General features: G+C 58.2%; 23 protein-coding genes, 1 tRNA gene and 1 pseudogene. 7 read left to right on the top strand and 18 right to left on the bottom strand.

The genetic code is table 11. The features are described 5' to 3' along the window. Positions 1 to 94: 94 nt before the first annotated feature. Together DHN55_RS03480 and DHN55_RS03485 are read right to left on the bottom strand one after the other, a co-directional pair. Positions 95 to 859 (bottom strand): hypothetical protein, encoded by a 765-nt coding sequence (locus tag DHN55_RS03480; RefSeq protein WP_337659880.1) that lies wholly within the window; start codon positions 857 to 859, stop codon positions 95 to 97. Between the two features lie 112 nt (positions 860 to 971). After that, complete coding sequence (locus DHN55_RS03485) at positions 972 to 1,460, bottom strand: GNAT family N-acetyltransferase (protein ID WP_108881682.1); 489 nt, start codon at positions 1,458 to 1,460, stop codon at positions 972 to 974. 98 nt (positions 1,461 to 1,558) lie between these two features. On the opposite strand from DHN55_RS03485, the gene DHN55_RS03490 reads away from it, so the two are divergent. Then, the gene (locus DHN55_RS03490; RefSeq protein WP_108879991.1) at positions 1,559 to 1,825 is read left to right on the top strand and encodes a hypothetical protein; all 267 of its coding nucleotides are present in this window, start codon (positions 1,559 to 1,561) and stop codon (positions 1,823 to 1,825) included. Between the two features lie 92 nt (positions 1,826 to 1,917). Here DHN55_RS03490 and DHN55_RS22205 read toward each other — a convergent pair whose 3' ends face one another. The 5 genes and pseudogenes from DHN55_RS22205 to DHN55_RS22210 all read right to left on the bottom strand — a co-directional run bounded on the left by DHN55_RS22205 (position 1,918) and on the right by DHN55_RS22210 (position 4,400). After that, positions 1,918 to 2,052 (bottom strand): hypothetical protein, encoded by a 135-nt coding sequence (locus DHN55_RS22205; RefSeq protein ID WP_337659881.1) that lies wholly within the window; start codon positions 2,050 to 2,052, stop codon positions 1,918 to 1,920. Between the two features lie 387 nt (positions 2,053 to 2,439). Further along, positions 2,440 to 2,892, bottom strand: a pseudogene (locus DHN55_RS22570) (FecR family protein); the annotation flags it as partial. 186 nt (positions 2,893 to 3,078) lie between these two features. Continuing rightward, positions 3,079 to 3,459 (bottom strand): DUF4189 domain-containing protein, encoded by a 381-nt coding sequence (locus tag DHN55_RS22575; protein WP_443111082.1) that lies wholly within the window; start codon positions 3,457 to 3,459, stop codon positions 3,079 to 3,081. A 51-nt stretch (positions 3,460 to 3,510) separates the two neighbouring features. After that, a complete protein-coding gene (locus DHN55_RS03505) occupies positions 3,511 to 3,990 on the bottom strand; it encodes a hypothetical protein (RefSeq protein ID WP_108879994.1) in 480 nt (159 codons plus the stop codon). A gap of 242 nt (positions 3,991 to 4,232) precedes the next feature. Beyond that, positions 4,233 to 4,400, bottom strand: coding sequence for a hypothetical protein (locus tag DHN55_RS22210; protein WP_337659882.1), 168 nt, complete (start codon positions 4,398 to 4,400; stop codon positions 4,233 to 4,235). Positions 4,401 to 4,587: 187 nt separating this feature from the next. Between DHN55_RS22210 and DHN55_RS03510 the strand changes: the two genes are divergently transcribed. From DHN55_RS03510 to DHN55_RS03520, 3 genes are all read left to right on the top strand, one after another. After that, positions 4,588 to 4,911 (top strand): PilZ domain-containing protein, encoded by a 324-nt coding sequence (locus DHN55_RS03510; protein WP_337659883.1) that lies wholly within the window; start codon positions 4,588 to 4,590, stop codon positions 4,909 to 4,911. A gap of 221 nt (positions 4,912 to 5,132) precedes the next feature. Then, positions 5,133 to 5,558: a hypothetical protein gene (locus DHN55_RS03515; protein WP_108879996.1), complete on the top strand. Its 426-nt coding sequence runs from the start codon at positions 5,133 to 5,135 to the stop codon at positions 5,556 to 5,558. 124 nt (positions 5,559 to 5,682) lie between these two features. Beyond that, a complete protein-coding gene (locus DHN55_RS03520; protein ID WP_108879997.1) occupies positions 5,683 to 6,069 on the top strand; it encodes a hypothetical protein in 387 nt (128 codons plus the stop codon). 42 nt (positions 6,070 to 6,111) lie between these two features. Here DHN55_RS03520 and DHN55_RS03525 read toward each other — a convergent pair whose 3' ends face one another. Continuing rightward, positions 6,112 to 6,660 carry an alpha/beta fold hydrolase gene (locus tag DHN55_RS03525; protein WP_337659884.1) on the bottom strand — a complete coding sequence of 183 codons (549 nt, stop codon included), beginning with the start codon at positions 6,658 to 6,660 and terminating at the stop codon, positions 6,112 to 6,114. Next, positions 6,632 to 6,895, bottom strand: coding sequence for a hypothetical protein (locus DHN55_RS03530; protein WP_108879998.1), 264 nt, complete (start codon positions 6,893 to 6,895; stop codon positions 6,632 to 6,634). The genes DHN55_RS03525 and DHN55_RS03530 overlap by 29 nt, the downstream gene beginning before the upstream one ends. Positions 6,896 to 7,139: 244 nt before the next feature. Here DHN55_RS03530 and DHN55_RS03535 point away from each other — a divergent pair, with 244 nt between their 5' ends. Both DHN55_RS03535 and DHN55_RS03540 read left to right on the top strand, forming a co-directional pair. Continuing rightward, positions 7,140 to 7,523, top strand: coding sequence for a GFA family protein (locus DHN55_RS03535; protein ID WP_108879999.1), 384 nt, complete (start codon positions 7,140 to 7,142; stop codon positions 7,521 to 7,523). 121 nt (positions 7,524 to 7,644) lie between these two features. Next, the gene (locus DHN55_RS03540; RefSeq protein WP_337659885.1) at positions 7,645 to 8,022 is read left to right on the top strand and encodes a hypothetical protein; all 378 of its coding nucleotides are present in this window, start codon (positions 7,645 to 7,647) and stop codon (positions 8,020 to 8,022) included. A gap of 49 nt (positions 8,023 to 8,071) precedes the next feature. Here DHN55_RS03540 and DHN55_RS03545 read toward each other — a convergent pair. Next, positions 8,072 to 8,161, bottom strand: a tRNA-Ser gene (locus DHN55_RS03545). Positions 8,162 to 8,305: 144 nt separating this feature from the next. Between DHN55_RS03545 and msrA the strand changes: the two genes are divergently transcribed. Continuing rightward, positions 8,306 to 8,962 carry a peptide-methionine (S)-S-oxide reductase MsrA gene (gene msrA / locus DHN55_RS03550; RefSeq protein WP_108880001.1) on the top strand — a complete coding sequence of 219 codons (657 nt, stop codon included), beginning with the start codon at positions 8,306 to 8,308 and terminating at the stop codon, positions 8,960 to 8,962. Positions 8,963 to 9,324: 362 nt separating this feature from the next. Here the strand turns inward: msrA and pheT are convergent, their stop codons facing one another. The 8 genes from pheT to DHN55_RS03590 form a co-directional block, all read right to left on the bottom strand. Next, positions 9,325 to 11,727, bottom strand: a complete 2,403-nt coding sequence (gene pheT / locus DHN55_RS03555) for a phenylalanine--tRNA ligase subunit beta (RefSeq protein ID WP_108880002.1) — start codon at positions 11,725 to 11,727, stop codon at positions 9,325 to 9,327. Next, positions 11,724 to 12,797, bottom strand: a complete 1,074-nt coding sequence (gene pheS, locus DHN55_RS03560) for a phenylalanine--tRNA ligase subunit alpha (RefSeq protein WP_108881683.1) — start codon at positions 12,795 to 12,797, stop codon at positions 11,724 to 11,726. Before pheS ends, pheT begins: the two co-directional genes overlap by 4 nt. Positions 12,798 to 12,916: 119 nt before the next feature. After that, positions 12,917 to 13,270, bottom strand: coding sequence for a 50S ribosomal protein L20 (gene rplT / locus DHN55_RS03565; protein WP_108880003.1), 354 nt, complete (start codon positions 13,268 to 13,270; stop codon positions 12,917 to 12,919). 24 nt (positions 13,271 to 13,294) lie between these two features. Beyond that, a complete protein-coding gene (gene rpmI, locus DHN55_RS03570) occupies positions 13,295 to 13,492 on the bottom strand; it encodes a 50S ribosomal protein L35 (protein ID WP_108880004.1) in 198 nt (65 codons plus the stop codon). A 557-nt stretch (positions 13,493 to 14,049) separates the two neighbouring features. Next, a complete protein-coding gene (locus DHN55_RS03575; RefSeq protein WP_108880005.1) occupies positions 14,050 to 15,300 on the bottom strand; it encodes a cation:proton antiporter domain-containing protein in 1,251 nt (416 codons plus the stop codon). 168 nt (positions 15,301 to 15,468) lie between these two features. Continuing rightward, positions 15,469 to 15,855: a hypothetical protein gene (locus DHN55_RS03580; protein ID WP_337659886.1), complete on the bottom strand. Its 387-nt coding sequence runs from the start codon at positions 15,853 to 15,855 to the stop codon at positions 15,469 to 15,471. 182 nt (positions 15,856 to 16,037) lie between these two features. After that, positions 16,038 to 16,418 (bottom strand): hypothetical protein, encoded by a 381-nt coding sequence (locus tag DHN55_RS03585; RefSeq protein ID WP_108880007.1) that lies wholly within the window; start codon positions 16,416 to 16,418, stop codon positions 16,038 to 16,040. 203 nt (positions 16,419 to 16,621) lie between these two features. Beyond that, entirely contained in the window at positions 16,622 to 16,909 is a 288-nt protein-coding gene (locus DHN55_RS03590) for a hypothetical protein (RefSeq protein ID WP_108880008.1), read from the bottom strand. Between the last annotated feature and the right edge of the window lie 124 nt (positions 16,910 to 17,033).

The following is a 17,033-nucleotide window of genomic DNA, read 5'->3' on the forward strand; positions in this document are numbered from 1 at the left end:
TACATCTTCGTAACAAACTTTACCTGATTTTGGTAAAGGTAGTGTTGCAGCGACGCGAGGCTGTGCACGGTCGAAAAATCCCGGCAAACCGGCATCAGTTCTCGTCCTTGGCCCAGGTGGCGCTGTCTGCAGGTAAGTAGAAAATCGCCCCGTCTCCATCGTCGTCTCCCGACCAGCACCGGAACCGGAGGAACAGCCACGTGGTGCCTCTCGCGGTTGTGGCAACCGGATCCAGTTCACACGCTTCATGCAACGGATCGGCGCCGTCGCCCAGCTCCAGCAGGCTTGTCAATCCGTCCGAATTGGCATCCGTCTGCCACTCAAGGCTTGCGGCGGGAATTGTCGCGATGGTTGCAATCTGCCGCCTGATGTCTTTGGCAGGCAGCAACGCAGCGGGTGTCGGGGTGTCTTGCGACCAGTTGTCCTTCACGGTCACCCCCTTCGCATCCAGGTGAAACGAATAAGTGCCGGGACCGGTGCTTCTGGGCACAATGTAATTTGCACGCTTGAGGGACAGGGTTTCAAACATCTTGCATGCCGATGTCTTCACCTCGGTCCGCGTCCAGACTGGCTTGTCGGCAGCGGCGTCTGAATGATTATCGGTTTCGCGCAAAGTGCACCTGTGCCGAACCTTGCCGCTCGGGATGGCCAGTTCGACAAACTCCACCCGCTCGCGGAATTGGTAATAGTACGGCGGGCGAAGGATCGTGGTCCGGATGACGAAGAATCCGTCGGGCACCGTACCGATGATTTGATCGGAGATGACGGCACTGGGACTTGGTGTTGCGGCAGCAGCGATGGTCCATGCCAGAAAGACCTGGATGGCAATCAACCACCTGCTGCGTGAAGTTACTCTCATGTGGGTGCCCCTCAAAAATTGTATGGGTGTTGTTGCATACAAACTGTCAGCAGGAATGTGAGGTTCTGCACAAGCCGAGGCTTGATGTACTGCCAGCGGATGGTGTGCAAACTCACAATGACCTGTACATCCACACGCTGGGCATGGCCGGGCCGAAACCGGCCTTCTCATAGGCCCGGCGGGCGGGTGCATGGCTGGGATCGCCACCTGTCCCGACGCTGGCCACTTTCATTCCCCCAGCCTTCATTGCCTCAATGGCAAACCGGTAAAGCCGGGTTCCGATGCCACGGCCTGAAACGTCCGGATGGACTGCATTGAGACCGATTTCACCGACCCTGGTGTTTTCGTCAAGCGACAGGCCCGTGAAGCCAACGATTTTCCCGTCGAGAACCGCGACAAATACCTGTTCAGGCGAGTCAGGTGCGCACATGCCGGCGAGAAGCTCGGCCTGTTCCGCTTCGGCAGAGGCCAGTGCGACACCGGCAATCTTGGGGCCGACGAGGTTGCGGAAAGAGCTGAACACGGGCGCAAACGCCAGTTCGCGTATGTGCTGAAGTTCATCGAGGTCTGACGGCGTGAACGGTCTGATGTCAATGTGCATGACCTTCGGTGCTCCCGGGTATTGATCAGTATCAAAGCCGACGGTTGCGGCACTGGCTAGGTTCTGCGGTGAAGCAACAGCCAGGGAAACAATGCTCAATGAACCATCGCCATCGCAAGGTCCTGCACCAGATTTTCGCTCACCCGATCAATCCCAATCTGCATTTCCGTGATGTAGAGACGATCTTCACCGAGCTGGGCGCGGACCTGGGCCATTCCGGCAGCGGCAAGCTGCAGGTGAAACTCAACGGCCATGTGGCCAACTTCCACGTCGCCTCGCACGCTTTGCCCAAGCAGGAGGTTATCCAGGTACGCAAGTTCATTGAAACCTGCGGCGTCGATCCGGAACGGGATTACCCGCTTTAAAACCTACCGGAAGACGGATGAATGCTGAGGTTACCGGGCGGTCAATGAACGCAGATCGGGAATTGATGATACGGGTGATGTTTTTAACTGCATCAACCTCTACCACCGCCGTTGCCGCCACCGTTGCCACCACCGTTGCCGCCGCCGTTGCCGCCACCGTTACCGCCGCCATTGCCGCCACCGTTGCCACCGCCATTGCCGCCGCCGTTACCGCCGCCATTGCCCACGTCCCCTCGTCCGACGCTACCGCCGCCGAAATTTCCCCGTCCAGGCGCCTCGCCTGCCCGACCTACACCTTTATTGTTTCCAGGGTTGCCCAAGCTGTTATTGGGGGAAGAGGGAGCCGAAACCGAAGCTGTTGCTGTATTTGACCCGCGATTGCCTGTTCTGGCGATCTGTGAAGCGCATCCACCCGTGTTCTGGCGAAACCGGGATTTCAACCGGCGTTGGTTCACGACAAACGGAAAAATCCGGGCAAGCTGCCGTCTGTTGAGGACCCCGCGGCGAGGCCTCATGGGATCAGAAATTCGGTTGCGTGAACCTGCAACGATGTACGAACACCGGCGGTTCAAAAGCTTGCAGCGGCCGCCGCGGCCACAAACTCTCACAGCACCGCGAAGAAGCATTACATAGGTACGCCCGCCGACAGTCCGGAAATCAAACGCTGTACCCCGAATAGCCAGCGTTGCCACCGGTGTCGTAATTCGGTAGGCGGAAGAACCGCTGTTACCGCTGATAAAGCGGAAAGCCCCGCCGGCAGTGCGCAACGCCAATTTGGAAAACGAACTTCTGCTGCCGGTCACCTGGCTATTCAACGTCAGGTTGGCTCCCGGTCCGACAACAAGACGGGTTCCGTCGTTCAACTCAAACTGACCCAGACCCCTGCTGTTGGCCCTGATGCGCTCATTCGCATACACCGGGCTCGCGGTCGCAATGCGACGTCCGCCATTGCCTTTGACGGACTGCTTTACGGAGACCGCTTTTCCGACTTTTGGCGCAGCATTGGAGGGCGAAATAATGAAAATCAGACTTAGAACAATCGATATCGATAACAGACACGTACGCATACCATCCCACTTTCTCAAGTGGAGCCCTGCGATTCCCCCCTGCAAATAGTGTTAGCGGCATTTCACTAACAGCCACTTTTTGCAAAGCCCACTCGTTCCCCGGAACTCAAGGTAATTGCATCTTGGCCCAAAGTTGCCCCAAAGGCAAATCGGTTGCCTGAACTGCAATGCGCATAGACATTGCTGCTAATTGCAAATGGGAGGAGATGCCTTGCAGTCTTTCCCGCCAGCAGAGTTGCAGGATTGGCGGGCCGAACTGATTGCAGAACCGGCATCCGTCGCGACCGAGACATAAGGCGCTGTAGTTGCATTGGCCGCATCAAGCGACAGGCTGGCACACTGTCCACGGCGAAATTCTGCCAAAACCCTGCAGTCGTTTGCCCGACAGCCGGAAAGCGCCTTGGTCCGGGCAGCCAAACGGGTCGGCAGGTCGCTTTCGATCTGCCATCTCCGGGTTGAGTTTGAAAATGCTATGGCACCAAACGGCGCGCCGTTCTCGAGTGCGGGCTTGGCACCGGACAACCGGGTAGTGGAGGTGTTACCAGAACAGCCCGTCAATACCGTCAAGGCAATGATGGAGATGATCAGGGCCGGTAACTTAAAAATATCGCTCGACCCTTAAAGCAACCCGTCCGTTCCGGTTCCCGAAGCTGAATCTCCAGCCGCTGTATCGCTGGTACTATCGGCCTGAGCCGCTTCGGCTGCTGCGGCCTCTGCTGCTGCGGCTTCCGCCGCGGCTGCCTGACCTACTGCCGAGTTTGGCGCGGCGTTTGCTTTGCCTGTGTCAGATGCATTGGCGGCTGAATTGTTGCCCGGCCCGGCGTTCGCATTCCCCCGGCCCGCATTTCCAATTCCATTGCCGCTACCGTTTCCAGCGCCGACACCATTGCCACCGCCGTTACCGCCGCCATTGCCACCGCCGTTGCCGCCGCCATTACCACCACCGTTGCCACCGCCATTACCTTTGGCGTAGGCAGAGTTTCCGGAAGAACTGCCACTGGAGAAATCAATCGCTGCCGGCATTGCCAAAAACGCTGTCGTTGCGATTGTGAGAACGGCGAATTTACAAAGTTTGCTGTAGCCAGTTGATATGGTCATTGAAAATGTCCCCGGATCGAATCAAATGAGAATGAATTAAAGCACTCCCATAAGAACACATTGGACCGGGACGTTGCAAACGCCATCATATGGCTAGGATGCTGACTTACGTAGGATGCTGACTTGCAATCGAAGTGAGTGCAGAACCGGAGGGGCCGGCGGCGACAGGCCGGCGACCTTCTGGACGTGTCAGTTCATTGAAGCATACACCGTCAAGCGGGCACCCAAAACGCTCGGCACCATCACAAACCCTTGCGATGGCCGGGCAGTTTTACCTCCTCGTGAGTGCTGGCGGGACGCCGCGGGCGGCGCTTTCCGAGCTTCGGCCAGGCGCGATCCAGCAACCGCACACAATACAATGCGACAGCAGCGGCAATCACAACGCCGAGGATTACGAGTAGCTGTTCCATGTCCGGCATTTTATATGAACGTCGTGTCAGGTTGATAACAGCTTGATTTGACAGTTAATAATGATGTTTACCGCAAGGTTTCGCGATGGTCCGGCTTCGGTTTTGAACTGCCCATTTGGCAACCATTCGTTAGCCGAACAAACAGTTTGCAGTTCACCCGACGTACGGCATGAGTATATTGCGCCGCATGAACAACAAACGAAATTCCCATCCGCGCTATGCGCTCAGTCACCCGGTCAGCCTGCTGATTGGCGATAACGGATGCCGTGTGTTCTGTGAACTGAAGGACATGAGCCTGACGGGCGCGAAGCTCGCATCGGTGCCGCTGAGATACCTGCCTGAAAGATTCAAGATCCTGGTCCCCAGTGAAAACGTTGCAGTTCCCTGCAGGCTGCGCTGGATGAAAGGATCAGAAGCCGGTGTTCAGTTCATCGGTGATCCTGACTATCGCCACAACATCTACGACGGGAACCGGGCCCTGGCTTACGGAGCGTTTGACCTGCGGCCCTGATCGGTTGACGTCGTAGCGGATTTACATCCACCCAAAATCGTGGACTTCGTTCCAGTCAGCATAAAAACTGTTGTTGATCGCCTCAATTTTGGGCATATTCCCGAACGTAAGCTCAAGCCAACGTTGGGCTTACTGTTAGTTCGTGTACCAAAAGGACGCATTTGGACGAAATTTCACTGGGGGGCACCATGATGCTGATCCCGCCATTGAAAAGACCGCTCATGCTTTACCTTAAGCTCACCGAATTCCACAAACTCAGGCCCTGTACCCTGCTTCTGGCAGGTTTCCTGATGATTGTGCCGACGGCGCTGAACACCGGATCCACCGGAACGCAAAGCCAGTCTGAAATCACTGACCGTCAAAAATCGAACACCGATGCCGTGACCGTCGTTGCCAGCGGCAACGGCCTGAAGGTCAACACCATCCAGGTCGGGCTCAGCATGGGCGTGGACCAGGTGGGGGACGGTAATACGCGGTACAATGTTGCTCCCAGGTTGCAATCGAGAATCCGGAAAAACCCGGAATTTGCCGCATTTGCAAAATTGCTCCAGGCGACCTCAAACAAGAAATACTCACCGGAGGAGATCAAGAGGCTTTATCTTGATTTCAAGAACTGGTCGCTGAAGAACAACACCCGGAGCCAGTAACTGCGCGGCAAGCAGTCGGTGATGCCGGCTCACCGACTCTTGTAGTGATTGGTAAAACTTGAAGCCACCGAGCTGCTGACTTAGCGTCAGATCATCGTCATTCAAATTTTGAAAGGATGGTCTGATGGAGAGTCTGGATTTTGTCGGAGTATTGAAGCTGGGCTTTGTCGGTCTGGGATTTCTGCTGGCCGGACTAGCCTATCTGCTGTTGAAAGCAGAGCAGAAAAAGGACCAGCCGAGGCCCACAATGATCACGCCCATATATGTGTTCATGGCCTTCGCACTGGTTTTGTCCGGTGCCGCAATGTACCTGCAGGCTACCAGCGCCGATGCCCAGAAGGTTGCGACAATCCAACCTTACAAGGACAAGCTGAACAAGCTTCACGGGCTGATCATTGGCAAGGCGATCAACACCATAAATCAAAACACCGAGGACAGCGTTGTCCGGCAATTCACCCAGAACCTGGTGAACGAGATTGACGATGCGAAGGCCCAGGGATTGCTGGACTAACCGCAAAACATGCAGCGCCAGGCGAGTGCGGTCCGGCAACTTTCAGATTCCGTGCTCCTCCAGGAAAGCCGTTATTGCATCCCGGCAGGTTTCCCAGGCCGGTTCGTGATCCAGCAAGATGTGGTTCCGGCTTTCAAGCGGCACAAACCGGGCATTGGGAATACCTATTGCCAGCTCACGGCCCTGGTCGAGTGAGACGCGCTGGTCGTCGTGTGAATGGAACACAATGGTCGGCACTTTCACCTTTGCGAGACTTTCGCGCACATCGATATCGGCGAAGGCATTCTGGAATCTGACCGCATTTTCCGGTGACGTGCACTGGCGTTGAAACTCATCGAACCACTCCAGGTCTTCGGGCTTGGCATCTGGCATGAAGGTTTGCGAAAATATGTGGCGGTAAGCGCGATTGCTGGTTCCCCAGCCATGCTTGGTAAGCGTCAGAACTGCTTCGCGCTTCTCCTTCTCTTCAACCGACGCGCCAATGCGCCAACCGGCCGCATAGCCTGAAACCAGCACCAGGCCCGACACCCGCTCGGGATGTGCACAACCGCCAAAGCGGCGTTCAGCCTGCCTGTCTGTTGTACAGCACAAATGCTGTCACGACCGGCACTGCGATGGCGGTTGAGGCGTACAGCAGTAACAGCAACCGGTAACTGATGGGATGCCGCGCAAGCGTCGTTGTCCGCGTTGCCGGTTCGTCGTCCTCTGAACTGCGGCGCAGGTACTCGTTCATGAAACCATTGCGAAAATGATTGCGCAGTTCATTCACCGCCATCAGCCAGGGTATCCAGAACACGATGAACGGCATTAATTCATTGAAGTCCATGCTGGACAAATCCTCCTTCCCGGGACGGGGCGAATTCAAGCCACTGCAGTAACCGGCAAGGGGTACATGGAAGCAGGCCCAATTGCCGTTCAACACAACCATACTGACACCGGGTTGTCAGTATGGTTGTGGTAGTTACGGGTTGGCAGAATCTCCTTGCAACTTGAAAACCTCCGGCAGTTCAATGACGAGATGAACACCGGAGTTGGCAAGGCATGAAAACAAGCCGGAAAAGGACACTGGAATGATCAAGGGCCGATGTGAGTGCGGAAGCGTGCGCTTTGAAGTGAATGCCGTCAGGCAGACAGTGACCGTCTGTCATTGCAGCCAGTGCCGCCGGACAAGCGGGCATTTGTGGGCCTCGACACATGCGCCGTTTGACAGCGTCAAATTCACCAGCGACAGCGGTCTTCAATGGTATGCTTCATCGACGACGGCAAAGCGGGGGTTCTGCAAGACCTGTGGTTCGAGCCTGTTTTATCGAATGAACGACGAGGACGGGATCGGCATCGCCGCCGGTTGTCTGGAAGACGCTGGAGACATGGCCATGGGCAAGCACATTTTCGTGGCTGACAAAGGCGACTATTACCCGGTGCCTGACGATGCGCCGGTGTTCCGGCAAGGCTGAACCCCGGCTGACCCCTTAAAATTTCTGATGCATGGGACAAGTTTTGCTCGTTTGTGCCCGTATCCGGCCCTGTCTATCTTTCGGCCTGGTCATACGGCATCCGGTCATCGAGGAGATGGAATTGCATCCTGAACAACTGAAAGAAGAACTGCTCGCCTGCTACCAAAGCTATTACGTCGAAGGCTTCAGAACCAATGATGTTGGTCTGATCGACAAGATTGTCCGCTATCCGATCGCCTACATCAAAAACGGGCAGGTCGAGATGCTGGATGAATACCCTGTCGACCCGGCAAAACTGAAAGCCGAACTGGGATGGGATCACTCGATCGACTGGTCTTTCGAGGTGTCAGGTGTCAACGACGCCAGCGCACATATGCAGGCGTCAGCCACCAGATGCCGGAAAGACGGATCTGTCATCGAACGTGTGCACGGGTTTTATGCGTTTACGAAAATTGACGGTGCATGGAAAATGTACGCCATGGCCGACGTGGTTTTTTGATGGTCGGCATTCCGGCCGGGATCAACTACATACCCATTTGCGAGAAAACTGGCGGAGAGAAAGGGATTCGAACCCTTGATACGGTTACCCGCATACACGCGTTCCAGGCGTGCGCCTTCAACCACTCGGCCACCTCTCCAGCACTGGCGGGAACATACACATAAAGGGATGAAGATCAAGCGGCTGCATCACACAATTGTAACCGGCTGATCCACTTGCAAGTTCGCCCGCGTATGCCAACATAGGCAGCAGTGTTTCAGATACACGGAAAAGGATTACGCTCATGTTCGGTTTTGCCCGCAAGAAGCTCGAGATACCGTCGGCCGCAGACGCCCTTCCCGGCCGCGATACGCCTATCCCGACGTCCGCGAAACATCTGGTCAACGGCAACCCGCTCAAAGGTCCCTATCCGGCCGGCCACGAGATCGCCTACCTGGCATTCGGCTGCTACTGGGGCTGTGAACGGGTGTTCTGGATCAGGCCGGGCGTGTGGGTGACAGCCGTCGGCAATATCGGCGGCACAACGCCGAACCCGACATATGATGAGGTCTGTTCCGGCCAGACCGGGCACGCAGAGGCCGTGATGGTCGTGTTCGACCCGAAGGTCGTTTCCTACGACCAGATCCTCAAATATTTCTGGGAAGCACATGATCCGACGCAAGGCATGCGGCAGGGCAATGACATGGGCACCCAGTACCGGTCCGGCATTTACTGGGTCGGCGATGCCCAGCGCGATGCCGCACTGGCCTCAAAGGCCGCCTACCAGAAAGCGCTGGACGCTAGGGGCTACGGTTCCATCACCACGGAAGTTCGTGAGGCAACCGAGTTCTATTTCGCCGAGAGCTACCACCAGCAATACCTGGCCCAGAACCCGAACGGTTATTGCGGCCTTGCCGGCACCGGCGTGGCCTGCCCGATCGGGGTCGGCGTCGAGGCATAAGGTTTGTATCGCTCACGCAAGCAGCCTTCGGCTGCGCTCCGCTGGGGCGGGCTTCGCGCGGCGGCCGGTCGGCCTTGCCTTGGCACTACATGCCTCGGAGGAGTTCATCACAACGGTTGTTCGGGTGCGGAGAACGAGGTGTTCTATTCCGCTCACGCCAGCAGCCTGTCGGCTGCGCTCCGCTGGGGCGCACTCCGTGCGACGGCCGGTCGGCCTTGCCTCAGCACTTTCGTGCTTCGGAGGAACTCATCACAACGGTTGTTCAAGGTCGGAGAACGGCCCGCCGAAGGCGGATAGGCTGTTCGACCAGCAAAAATAAGCAGCCGTCAGGCTGCTTGCGTGAGCGAAATCCCTTAAACAAGCTACCCCCTCAGGGTAGCCCCGGTTGCCTTGGTGACACCGGCAACGATTGCCTTGGACACGGTGTCGATCTCTTCGTCGGTCAGGGTCTTGTCCCTGGGCTGGAGCGTGACCTCGATGGCCAGCGAGCGCTTGCCCTCGCCGAGATTGCCGCCTTCAAACACGTCGAACACCGAGACATCCGACACCAGGGCTTTCTCGGCCCCGCGCGCGGCGCGCAGCAGCTTGTCTGCCGGTACATCGGCGTCGATGACAAAGGCGAAATCGCGTTTCACCGGCAAAAGGTCCGATGCGTTCATCGGCGGACGCGCGGCCTGGGACGATTTGGGCTCGGGGATGGCGTCGATGTTCGTCTCAAATGCCACCAGAGGGCCCTTTACGTCCATGGCATCAAGCACGCGCGGATGCACTTCGCCGAACCAGCCGAGCTGGTTCTTCGGCCCCAGTTGAACCGTGCCGGACCTGCCGGGATGAAACCAGGACGGCGCACCGTGCACGACCTGGACGCTGGCAACCGGCGCGCCTGCCACGGCAAGAGCGGCCACAAGGTCAGCCTTGGCATCGAATGCATCGACATTGCGCGCCTTCTCGCCCCAGTGCCGCGGGCCGGTCTGGCCGCGCCGGACACCTGATGCCCGCAGGGTCTCGTCTTCAGGCTGGTCACCGGCATAGACCTGGCCCACCTCAAACAGGCCGACCTGGGCCTGGCCACGGTCGACATTGCGGCCGGTGGCAGCCACCAGGTTTGGGATCAGCGACGGCCGCATGTCGGACAATTCGACCGAGATCGGATTGGCCAGTTTCAGTTCCGGCTGACCGCCGCCGAACAGGTCTGCCTGGGCTGCGGGCAGGAACGACCAGGTCACTGCCTCGTTCAGGCCGCGACCGGCCAGCGCCCGGCGTGCCGCCAGCATGCGTTTCTGGCGCGTGGTCAGAACCGGTTTGGCAACGGCATGGGCGCGCTGCATCGGCTCGGACTGCACCTGGTCCAGGCCGTAGATACGGCACACTTCTTCAACCAGGTCGGCCTCGCCATGGACATCCGGACGCCATGTCGGCACCGAACATGACAGCACATCGCCATTGTCGGTGACACCGAAACCGAGCGCGGTGAGAATTTCCACCTGCCGGGCTTCCGGCACATCGATACCGCCGAGCGACCTGACCCTGGACTTGCGCAGGTCGTAAGCCCGGGTGTTCAGGGGGGCAGCGCCGGCGATCACCAGTTCGGACGGTTCACCGCCACACAGGTCCATGATCATCCGGGTGGCAAGCTGGGCGCCGGCCTCCACAAAGGCCGGATCCACGCCGCGTTCAAAACGATAGCGTGCATCGGTGATCACATTGAGCTTGCGGCCGGTGGCAGCAGTGCGAACCGGGTCGAAGAAGGCTGCTTCGATGAACACGTTTTCGGTGTCCTCGCCACAACCGGATACCTCGCCGCCAATGATGCCGGCTATGCCTTCTGCGCCGTTGTCATCGGCGATCACCGTCATGGTCTCGTCCAGCGTGTATTCCTTGCCGTCGAGCGCCGTGAGTGTTTCACCCGGCTTTGCCATGCGGGCATGCACGGTGCCGTGCACCTTGTCCGCATCAAACACATGCAGCGGACGGCCGAAACCGAAAGTGATGTAGTTGGTGATATCGACCAGCGCGGAAATCGGGCGCAGGCCGATGGCCATCAACCAGCGCTGCAGCCAGTCCGGAGACGGGCCGTTCTTCACGCCCTTGATGTGGCGGCCGACAAACATCGAACACGGCATCGGGTCTTCATCGGCGAACCGCAGATCAACACCGATGGGAGATTTGTAGGTGCCAGCAATTTCCGGCACGTCCAGCGGTTTCAACCTGCCGAGGCCCTTTGCCGCCAGGTCACGTGCAATGCCGTAGACACCCAGCGCATCGGGCCGGTTCGGTGTTATGGCAACATCGATTACCGGATCATCAAGACCCAGCGCCTCGGCGGCGCTCATGCCGATGGGGAAATCTTCCGCCAGATCGATGATGCCGTCGTGTGAATCGGAAATCATCAGCTCGCGCTCCGAACACAGCATGCCGGCGCTTTCAACTCCACGAATGGTGCCGACTTCAAGGTCGACACCGGTGCCGGGCACGTGGGTGCCGGGACCCGCGAACACGCCGACCAGACCGGTGCGGGCATTGGGCGCACCGCACACCACCTGAACCAGGCCGCCCGCGGTTTCAACATCGCATACCCGCAAGCGGTCCGCATTGGGGTGCTGGCGGGCCTCTTTCACCTTGCAGATGGTGAACTCCGCCAATGCCCTGGTGCGGTCCTCGACGCCTTCGACCTCAAGGCCCACGCCGACGAGGCCATCGCAGATTTCATCGATGGTGGCGTCGGTGTCGAGATGCTGTTTGAGCCATTTCAGAGTGAACTTCATGACAGTCCTCCTGCCAGTGTCGGCACGTTGAGCGAACGGAAGCCATAGTGCCTCAGCCACCTGAGGTCGGCCTCGAAGAACGCCCTGAGATCAGGAATGCCGTATTTCAGCATGGCCAGCCGGTCGATACCCATGCCGAAGGCGAAACCCTGAACCTTTTCCGGATCCAGGCCACCGGCCCGAATGACGTTGGGATGCACCATGCCGGACCCGAGAATCTCCAGCCAGCTGTCGCCGACACCGACCTTCACCTGGCCTTTTTCCCAGGAACAGTTGATGTCCACTTCCATGCTCGGTTCGGTGAACGGGAAGTGCGAGGCGCGGAAGCGCATCTTTACCGCATCGACCTCGAAGAACGCCTTGCAGAATTCTTCAAGGCACCATTTCAGATGTCCCAGATGGGTCTTGTCATCGAGCACCAGGCCTTCGACCTGATGGAACATCGGGGTGTGGGTCTGATCTGAATCACACCGGTAGGTGCGGCCCGGTGCAATGATGCGGATCGGCGTTTCGCTTTCCTGCATGGTGCGGATCTGCACCGGTGATGTGTGGGTGCGCAGCACCATGCGCGAACCGTCTTCTTTCGGGTTGAAGTAGAAGGTGTCGTGCTCCTGGCGGGCCGGGTGATCATCGGGGATGTTCAGGGCCCCGAAATTATACCAGTCGGTTTCGATATGCGGGCCCTCGGCCACGGAAAAACCCATGTCACCGAAGATCTGGGTGATCTCCTCCCAGACCTGGGAAACCGGATGCACCGAGCCCTGCATTTCCGGGCGTACCGGCAATGTCACGTCGACGAACTCCGTCGCCAGGCGGGCTTCAAGGCCGGCTTCCTTCAACGAGGCTGAGCGGGACGCGATTGCTGCGGCCACCTTGTCCTTGAGCGCGTTCAGGGCCTGGCCTGCCTGTTTGCGCTCGTCAGGTGACATGGCGCCAAGCGTTTTCATGCGCTCGGATATGGCGCCCTTCTTGCCCAGCGCCGACACTCGCACGGTGTCCAGCGTTGCCTCGTCGTGCGCAGCCTCAACGGCGCCCACTAATTGGCTTTCCAGTTCTGCCAGTTCGGTCATGGTGAAACCCATTGGTCATTTTCAGAAACAACAAAGCCGGACTTATCGCGCAATACTCTTGCGACAACAATGCCCGGCTTCAACTCGGTGTGTGTGTAGTCAGATAGCAGCGTTAAGACTTACAGCGCAGCTTTTGCCTTTTCGACCAACGCCTTGAATGCGTCTGGTTCGCGTACGGCAATATCGGACAGGACTTTACGGTCGACTTCGACACCGGCTTTGCCGAGGCCCTCGATAAATCGGCCATAGGTCATGCCCAGTTCACGGCATGCAGCGTTGATGCGCTGGATCCACAATGAACGGAAATTACGCTTCTTGCGACGCCTGTCGCGATAAGCGTACTGACCTGCCTTTTCCACGGCCTGGACGGCAGCGCGGAACACATTTTTGCGGCGGCCGTAATAACCTTTGGCTGCCTTGACGACTTTGCGGTGACGCGCATGAGCGGTCACACCACGTTTAACTCGTGCCATTTTGGGGTAACTCCTTGCGTACCGTTAGCGGTTGGGCATAAAGCCCTTGATGATCCTTGCGTCCGACTCCGTGAGGATTGTCGTCCCGCGCTGATTGCGGATGAACTTGTTCGACCGCTTGATCATGCCATGGCGCTTACCGGCCTGAGCCGATTTCACCTTGCCGCTTGCGGTGAAGCTGAAACGCTTCTTGCAAGACGCTTTCGTCTTCATTTTGGGCATTTTGCTGTCTCCATTTTGCTCACGACAATGTTCATCCGGTTCGCAAACCCAAGCTGAGCGCGCACTTCATGCGCTGGCCGATCGGCCTTGCCCTGCTTCGCTCGCGACGTGATGAGCCTGTCGTTTGAGCCTGTTTTTAAGCATTTAAACCGCCACGGCAGCCCACACTGGCCGGGCGGTTCGTTCAAACGAGGTGGCTTATAACCGCGATGGAGCCACTTGGCAACACCTTCGGCCGCCTGCGCAAGCAGCCTGGTTTGTTTTGTTCCGCTCACGCAAGCAGCCTTCGGCTGCGCTCCGCCAGGGCGGGCCTGACCGGCCCGAGGCCCGGTCGGGCCTAGTTGGGGTTCAACATCTAGGTAGGTGCAAGTGGTTACTCATTATTCCGGTCGAACAGCTTTACTCAGCACTGCGTGCTTCGCGCCGTTCTCCGACCCCGAACAATAGTAGTGATGAGCTCCAATCCGAAGCACGCAAGTGCTGAGGCAAGGCCGACCGGCCGTCGCACGAAGTGCGCCCTAGCGGAGCGCAGCCGAAGGCTGCTTGCGTGAGCGATATCAAAGCATTTCCGGTTCACGACCCACGCGCCTCGCGAGAGGTGCAACCGTCAGTCCCTGTACAATGATCGAGAACAGCACGACCAGGTAGGTCGCGGTCAGGATTTCAGGTTTCCATTCGCTGGCCGGCAGTGAAAGCGCCAGGGCCACCGAGATGCCTCCCTTCAGGCCACCCCAGGTCATGATCGGCACCACACCTTTCGAATACCCCCTGAACGGCGATACAACCGCTATGGGGATGGCCACGGCGACAAGTCGGCCGACAAGCGCCAGTCCGATGGCCGCCAGCCCGGTCGTCATGGTGTCCCAGTTGAATGTAATGGCAAAAATCTCCACCCCGATAAGCAGGAACAGCACTGCATTGAGCATTTCGTCAATCAGGGTCCAGAATGCGTTCAGGTGTTGCCGGGTTTGTTCCGACATGCCGTATTTGACGCCGGTATTGCCGATAAACAACCCGGCCACCACCGCCATGATCGGACCCGATACGTGCAGTGCGACGGCCAGTTCATAACCGCCAAACGCCAGGCCGAGTGACAGCAGTATTTCCAGCGGGTAATCATCAATGCGCTTCATCACCTGAAACACACACCAGCCAAGCACCGCACCCAGGAGCACGCCACCGAGCACTTCCTTGGCAAAGAAGCCCGCCACGCCGGTAATGCTTGCATCTGCGTGTACGCCTGCCACCGGAAACGCCAGCCCGGCGAGCAGCAAAAACGCAACGTAGCCGACACCGTCGTTGAACAGGCTCTCGCCGGCAATCTTGGTTTCAAGGGATTTGGGCAGCTCGGCCTGCCGCAGAACACCGAGAACCGCGACCGGATCCGTGGGCGAAATCAGCGCGCCAAACACCAGGGCCGCCAATAGCGGCATGGCGGTAAGCCAGTAAAAGCCAACCCCGACGACGAGGGTTGAAAGGGCAACCCCCAATGTCGCCATCAAGACGATCACCCATGCTTCATTGCGCAGATCGTCAATGTTAACGTGCAGGGCGCCTGCAAACAGCAAGAGACCCAGCATGCCTTCCAGCAGGGCTTGCGAAAATTCGATTTCCGCCACAAAGGCGGTGATGGCCTCGGCAATGCTGAGAACCGGAAACAAGGCTTCCAGGCCAAGCACCGACAACGATGCCAGAAACGCCACGACCAGAATACCGATGGCTGACGGTAGTTTGAAGAACAGGTAATTGATGGCCCCAAAGGCACCGGCAAAGACAATCAACAGTGCCGTGATCTGCAAGGTATTCATGTTTGTGGCGCCCCTGTTACCGAAAATCCGGTCGAACCGGATGAAATGACCATTTCACAGCTACAACAACCACAATGCAGAAGGAAACCCTGCCGGTCCACCCGGCCGGAATAACAAACGCCGCCGGATCACTCCGGCGGCGTTGCCAAACGTTCAGTTGCAACCGGGCTAGCAGTCACGGTTCTCGACACATCTGTACCACCTGCGGGTTTCCCAGCCATGGCGACGCGCGCAGCGCCGCTCGATACGGCGACATGCCCTGTATTCCTCGCGCTCGCGTGCCGCGGCTGCCACAGCGCCAATGGCTATCGCGCCTGCCGTCAGCCCCAGGCCGATGCCCAGATTGCGCCTTCTGTTGCGCTTGCGCCGGTTGCGCCGGATGCGGTTGCGCGCCCTGCGCTGCTTCTTTGCAACCTTGTAGCTGCCGTCCGCTGCAGGTGCCGCAATTGGTGCCTTCACGGCAACTCCCGGCGCTATGGCTGCCGCAGATGCGATCTGCGAGCCGGCCATCAGCATCAGCGCTGTCGCTGAGACGGCAAACAATTTCCTGACCAATTTCAGACTCCTGTCCTTAGATTGTATCTATTGCACATGGCGGGCTGTGAACATCACGTCCAAGCACCTGCCAGTACCGATTCTGCGGCGCAAACTAGGTGCAAAACGACACCAAGTACATGTCAAAAAACAGCGCACCCGGACTGATCCGGCAACGCAATGTCTGATCGGCAGAATTTGATCTAGCAACCCCGGTTTTCGACACAGTTTTCCCACCTGCGGGTCTCCCAGCCATGGCGTTTGGCACAGCGACGCTCAATACGCCTGCAGGACCGGTCGCGCCTGAACACCTTGTGGTCGCGCGCTGCTGCCGCTGCCGCGCCAAGCGCCAGGAACCCTTCCATGATACCGGTGCCTATATCATCCAGCTCACGCCGGATCTTCCGGCGGCGCTCACGAGCTCTGCGCGTATCGCGCGCCACCTTGTAGCTGCCGCCGCTTACGCTCTTGCTGAGCGGTGCCCTGTCAGCAATCCCCGGCAATACGACAGCTGCCGAAGCAATCTGTGATCCAGCCGTCACAATAAGCGCTGTTGCCGCGACGGCCGACAATTTCCTGAACATGTCCAGACTCCCGTCGTCATTCTTGCAGTCTTTCTCACCGCATTAACTCTCGATGCTGTGGCTGCGTAAAAAGTGCTTACGCGCCAGACACATCCGCTGTGTACGGCAGATTAGCGGCAAACCGGGATCAGGTACAAATTAAACTTACGCCACCGGGATTGTCCCGATGGCGCAATTCATTGTGATGACGGTAGTTTTTGAGATCAGTAGCCGCGGCGAGCCATGCAGCGTTCCCAGCGCCATGTGTGCCAGCCAAAGCGGCGGGCGCAGCGGCGAGCCGAACGGCGGTAGTGGCGGCCACCGCGATACCCATGATCGTAGCCATAATAGCCGTGGCCATGTGCGGCGCCGAGAGCGCCGATGGCTGCGACGGTACCGACACCGGCCCAGAACGCGCCCTTTTTCGAAATGGCGTGGGCGGGCGAGGCCATTGCAGCGGCGATGGTGATGGCTGCGACGGCGGCGATTGCTGTGTTGCGGATGGTGGTCATTGGTCCGGTTCCTCTTTTTTGTCTTGTTTGTCTGTATGTCGTGTCAATCACGTTGATGTCAGTGAAGATGACGGAATTGTAATCTTTGGGATGTGCAGTCCGTCACATGCCGGAATTCGCCGGA

The sequence above is a fragment of the Anderseniella sp. Alg231-50 genome (assembly GCF_900149695.1).
In the GTDB taxonomy this organism is placed as follows: domain Bacteria; phylum Pseudomonadota; class Alphaproteobacteria; order Rhizobiales; family Aestuariivirgaceae; genus Anderseniella.

Coding starts and splice junctions, on each gene's coding strand:
- DHN55_RS03480 (WP_337659880.1), bottom strand. CDS start 859: ATGAGAGTAACTTCACGCAGCAGGTGGTTGATTGCCATCCAGGTCTTT.
- DHN55_RS03485 (WP_108881682.1), bottom strand. CDS start 1,460: ATGCACATTGACATCAGACCGTTCACGCCGTCAGACCTCGATGAACTT.
- DHN55_RS03490 (WP_108879991.1), top strand. CDS start 1,559: ATGAACCATCGCCATCGCAAGGTCCTGCACCAGATTTTCGCTCACCCG.
- DHN55_RS03505 (WP_108879994.1), bottom strand. CDS start 3,990: ATGACCATATCAACTGGCTACAGCAAACTTTGTAAATTCGCCGTTCTC.
- DHN55_RS22210 (WP_337659882.1), bottom strand. CDS start 4,400: ATGGAACAGCTACTCGTAATCCTCGGCGTTGTGATTGCCGCTGCTGTC.
- DHN55_RS03510 (WP_337659883.1), top strand. CDS start 4,588: ATGAACAACAAACGAAATTCCCATCCGCGCTATGCGCTCAGTCACCCG.
- DHN55_RS03515 (WP_108879996.1), top strand. CDS start 5,133: ATGCTTTACCTTAAGCTCACCGAATTCCACAAACTCAGGCCCTGTACC.
- DHN55_RS03520 (WP_108879997.1), top strand. CDS start 5,683: ATGGAGAGTCTGGATTTTGTCGGAGTATTGAAGCTGGGCTTTGTCGGT.
- DHN55_RS03530 (WP_108879998.1), bottom strand. CDS start 6,895: ATGGACTTCAATGAATTAATGCCGTTCATCGTGTTCTGGATACCCTGG.
- DHN55_RS03535 (WP_108879999.1), top strand. CDS start 7,140: ATGATCAAGGGCCGATGTGAGTGCGGAAGCGTGCGCTTTGAAGTGAAT.
- msrA (WP_108880001.1), top strand. CDS start 8,306: ATGTTCGGTTTTGCCCGCAAGAAGCTCGAGATACCGTCGGCCGCAGAC.
- pheT (WP_108880002.1), bottom strand. CDS start 11,727: ATGAAGTTCACTCTGAAATGGCTCAAACAGCATCTCGACACCGACGCC.
- pheS (WP_108881683.1), bottom strand. CDS start 12,797: ATGACCGAACTGGCAGAACTGGAAAGCCAATTAGTGGGCGCCGTTGAG.
- rplT (WP_108880003.1), bottom strand. CDS start 13,270: ATGGCACGAGTTAAACGTGGTGTGACCGCTCATGCGCGTCACCGCAAA.
- rpmI (WP_108880004.1), bottom strand. CDS start 13,492: ATGCCCAAAATGAAGACGAAAGCGTCTTGCAAGAAGCGTTTCAGCTTC.
- DHN55_RS03575 (WP_108880005.1), bottom strand. CDS start 15,300: ATGAATACCTTGCAGATCACGGCACTGTTGATTGTCTTTGCCGGTGCC.
- DHN55_RS03585 (WP_108880007.1), bottom strand. CDS start 16,418: ATGTTCAGGAAATTGTCGGCCGTCGCGGCAACAGCGCTTATTGTGACG.
- DHN55_RS03590 (WP_108880008.1), bottom strand. CDS start 16,909: ATGACCACCATCCGCAACACAGCAATCGCCGCCGTCGCAGCCATCACC.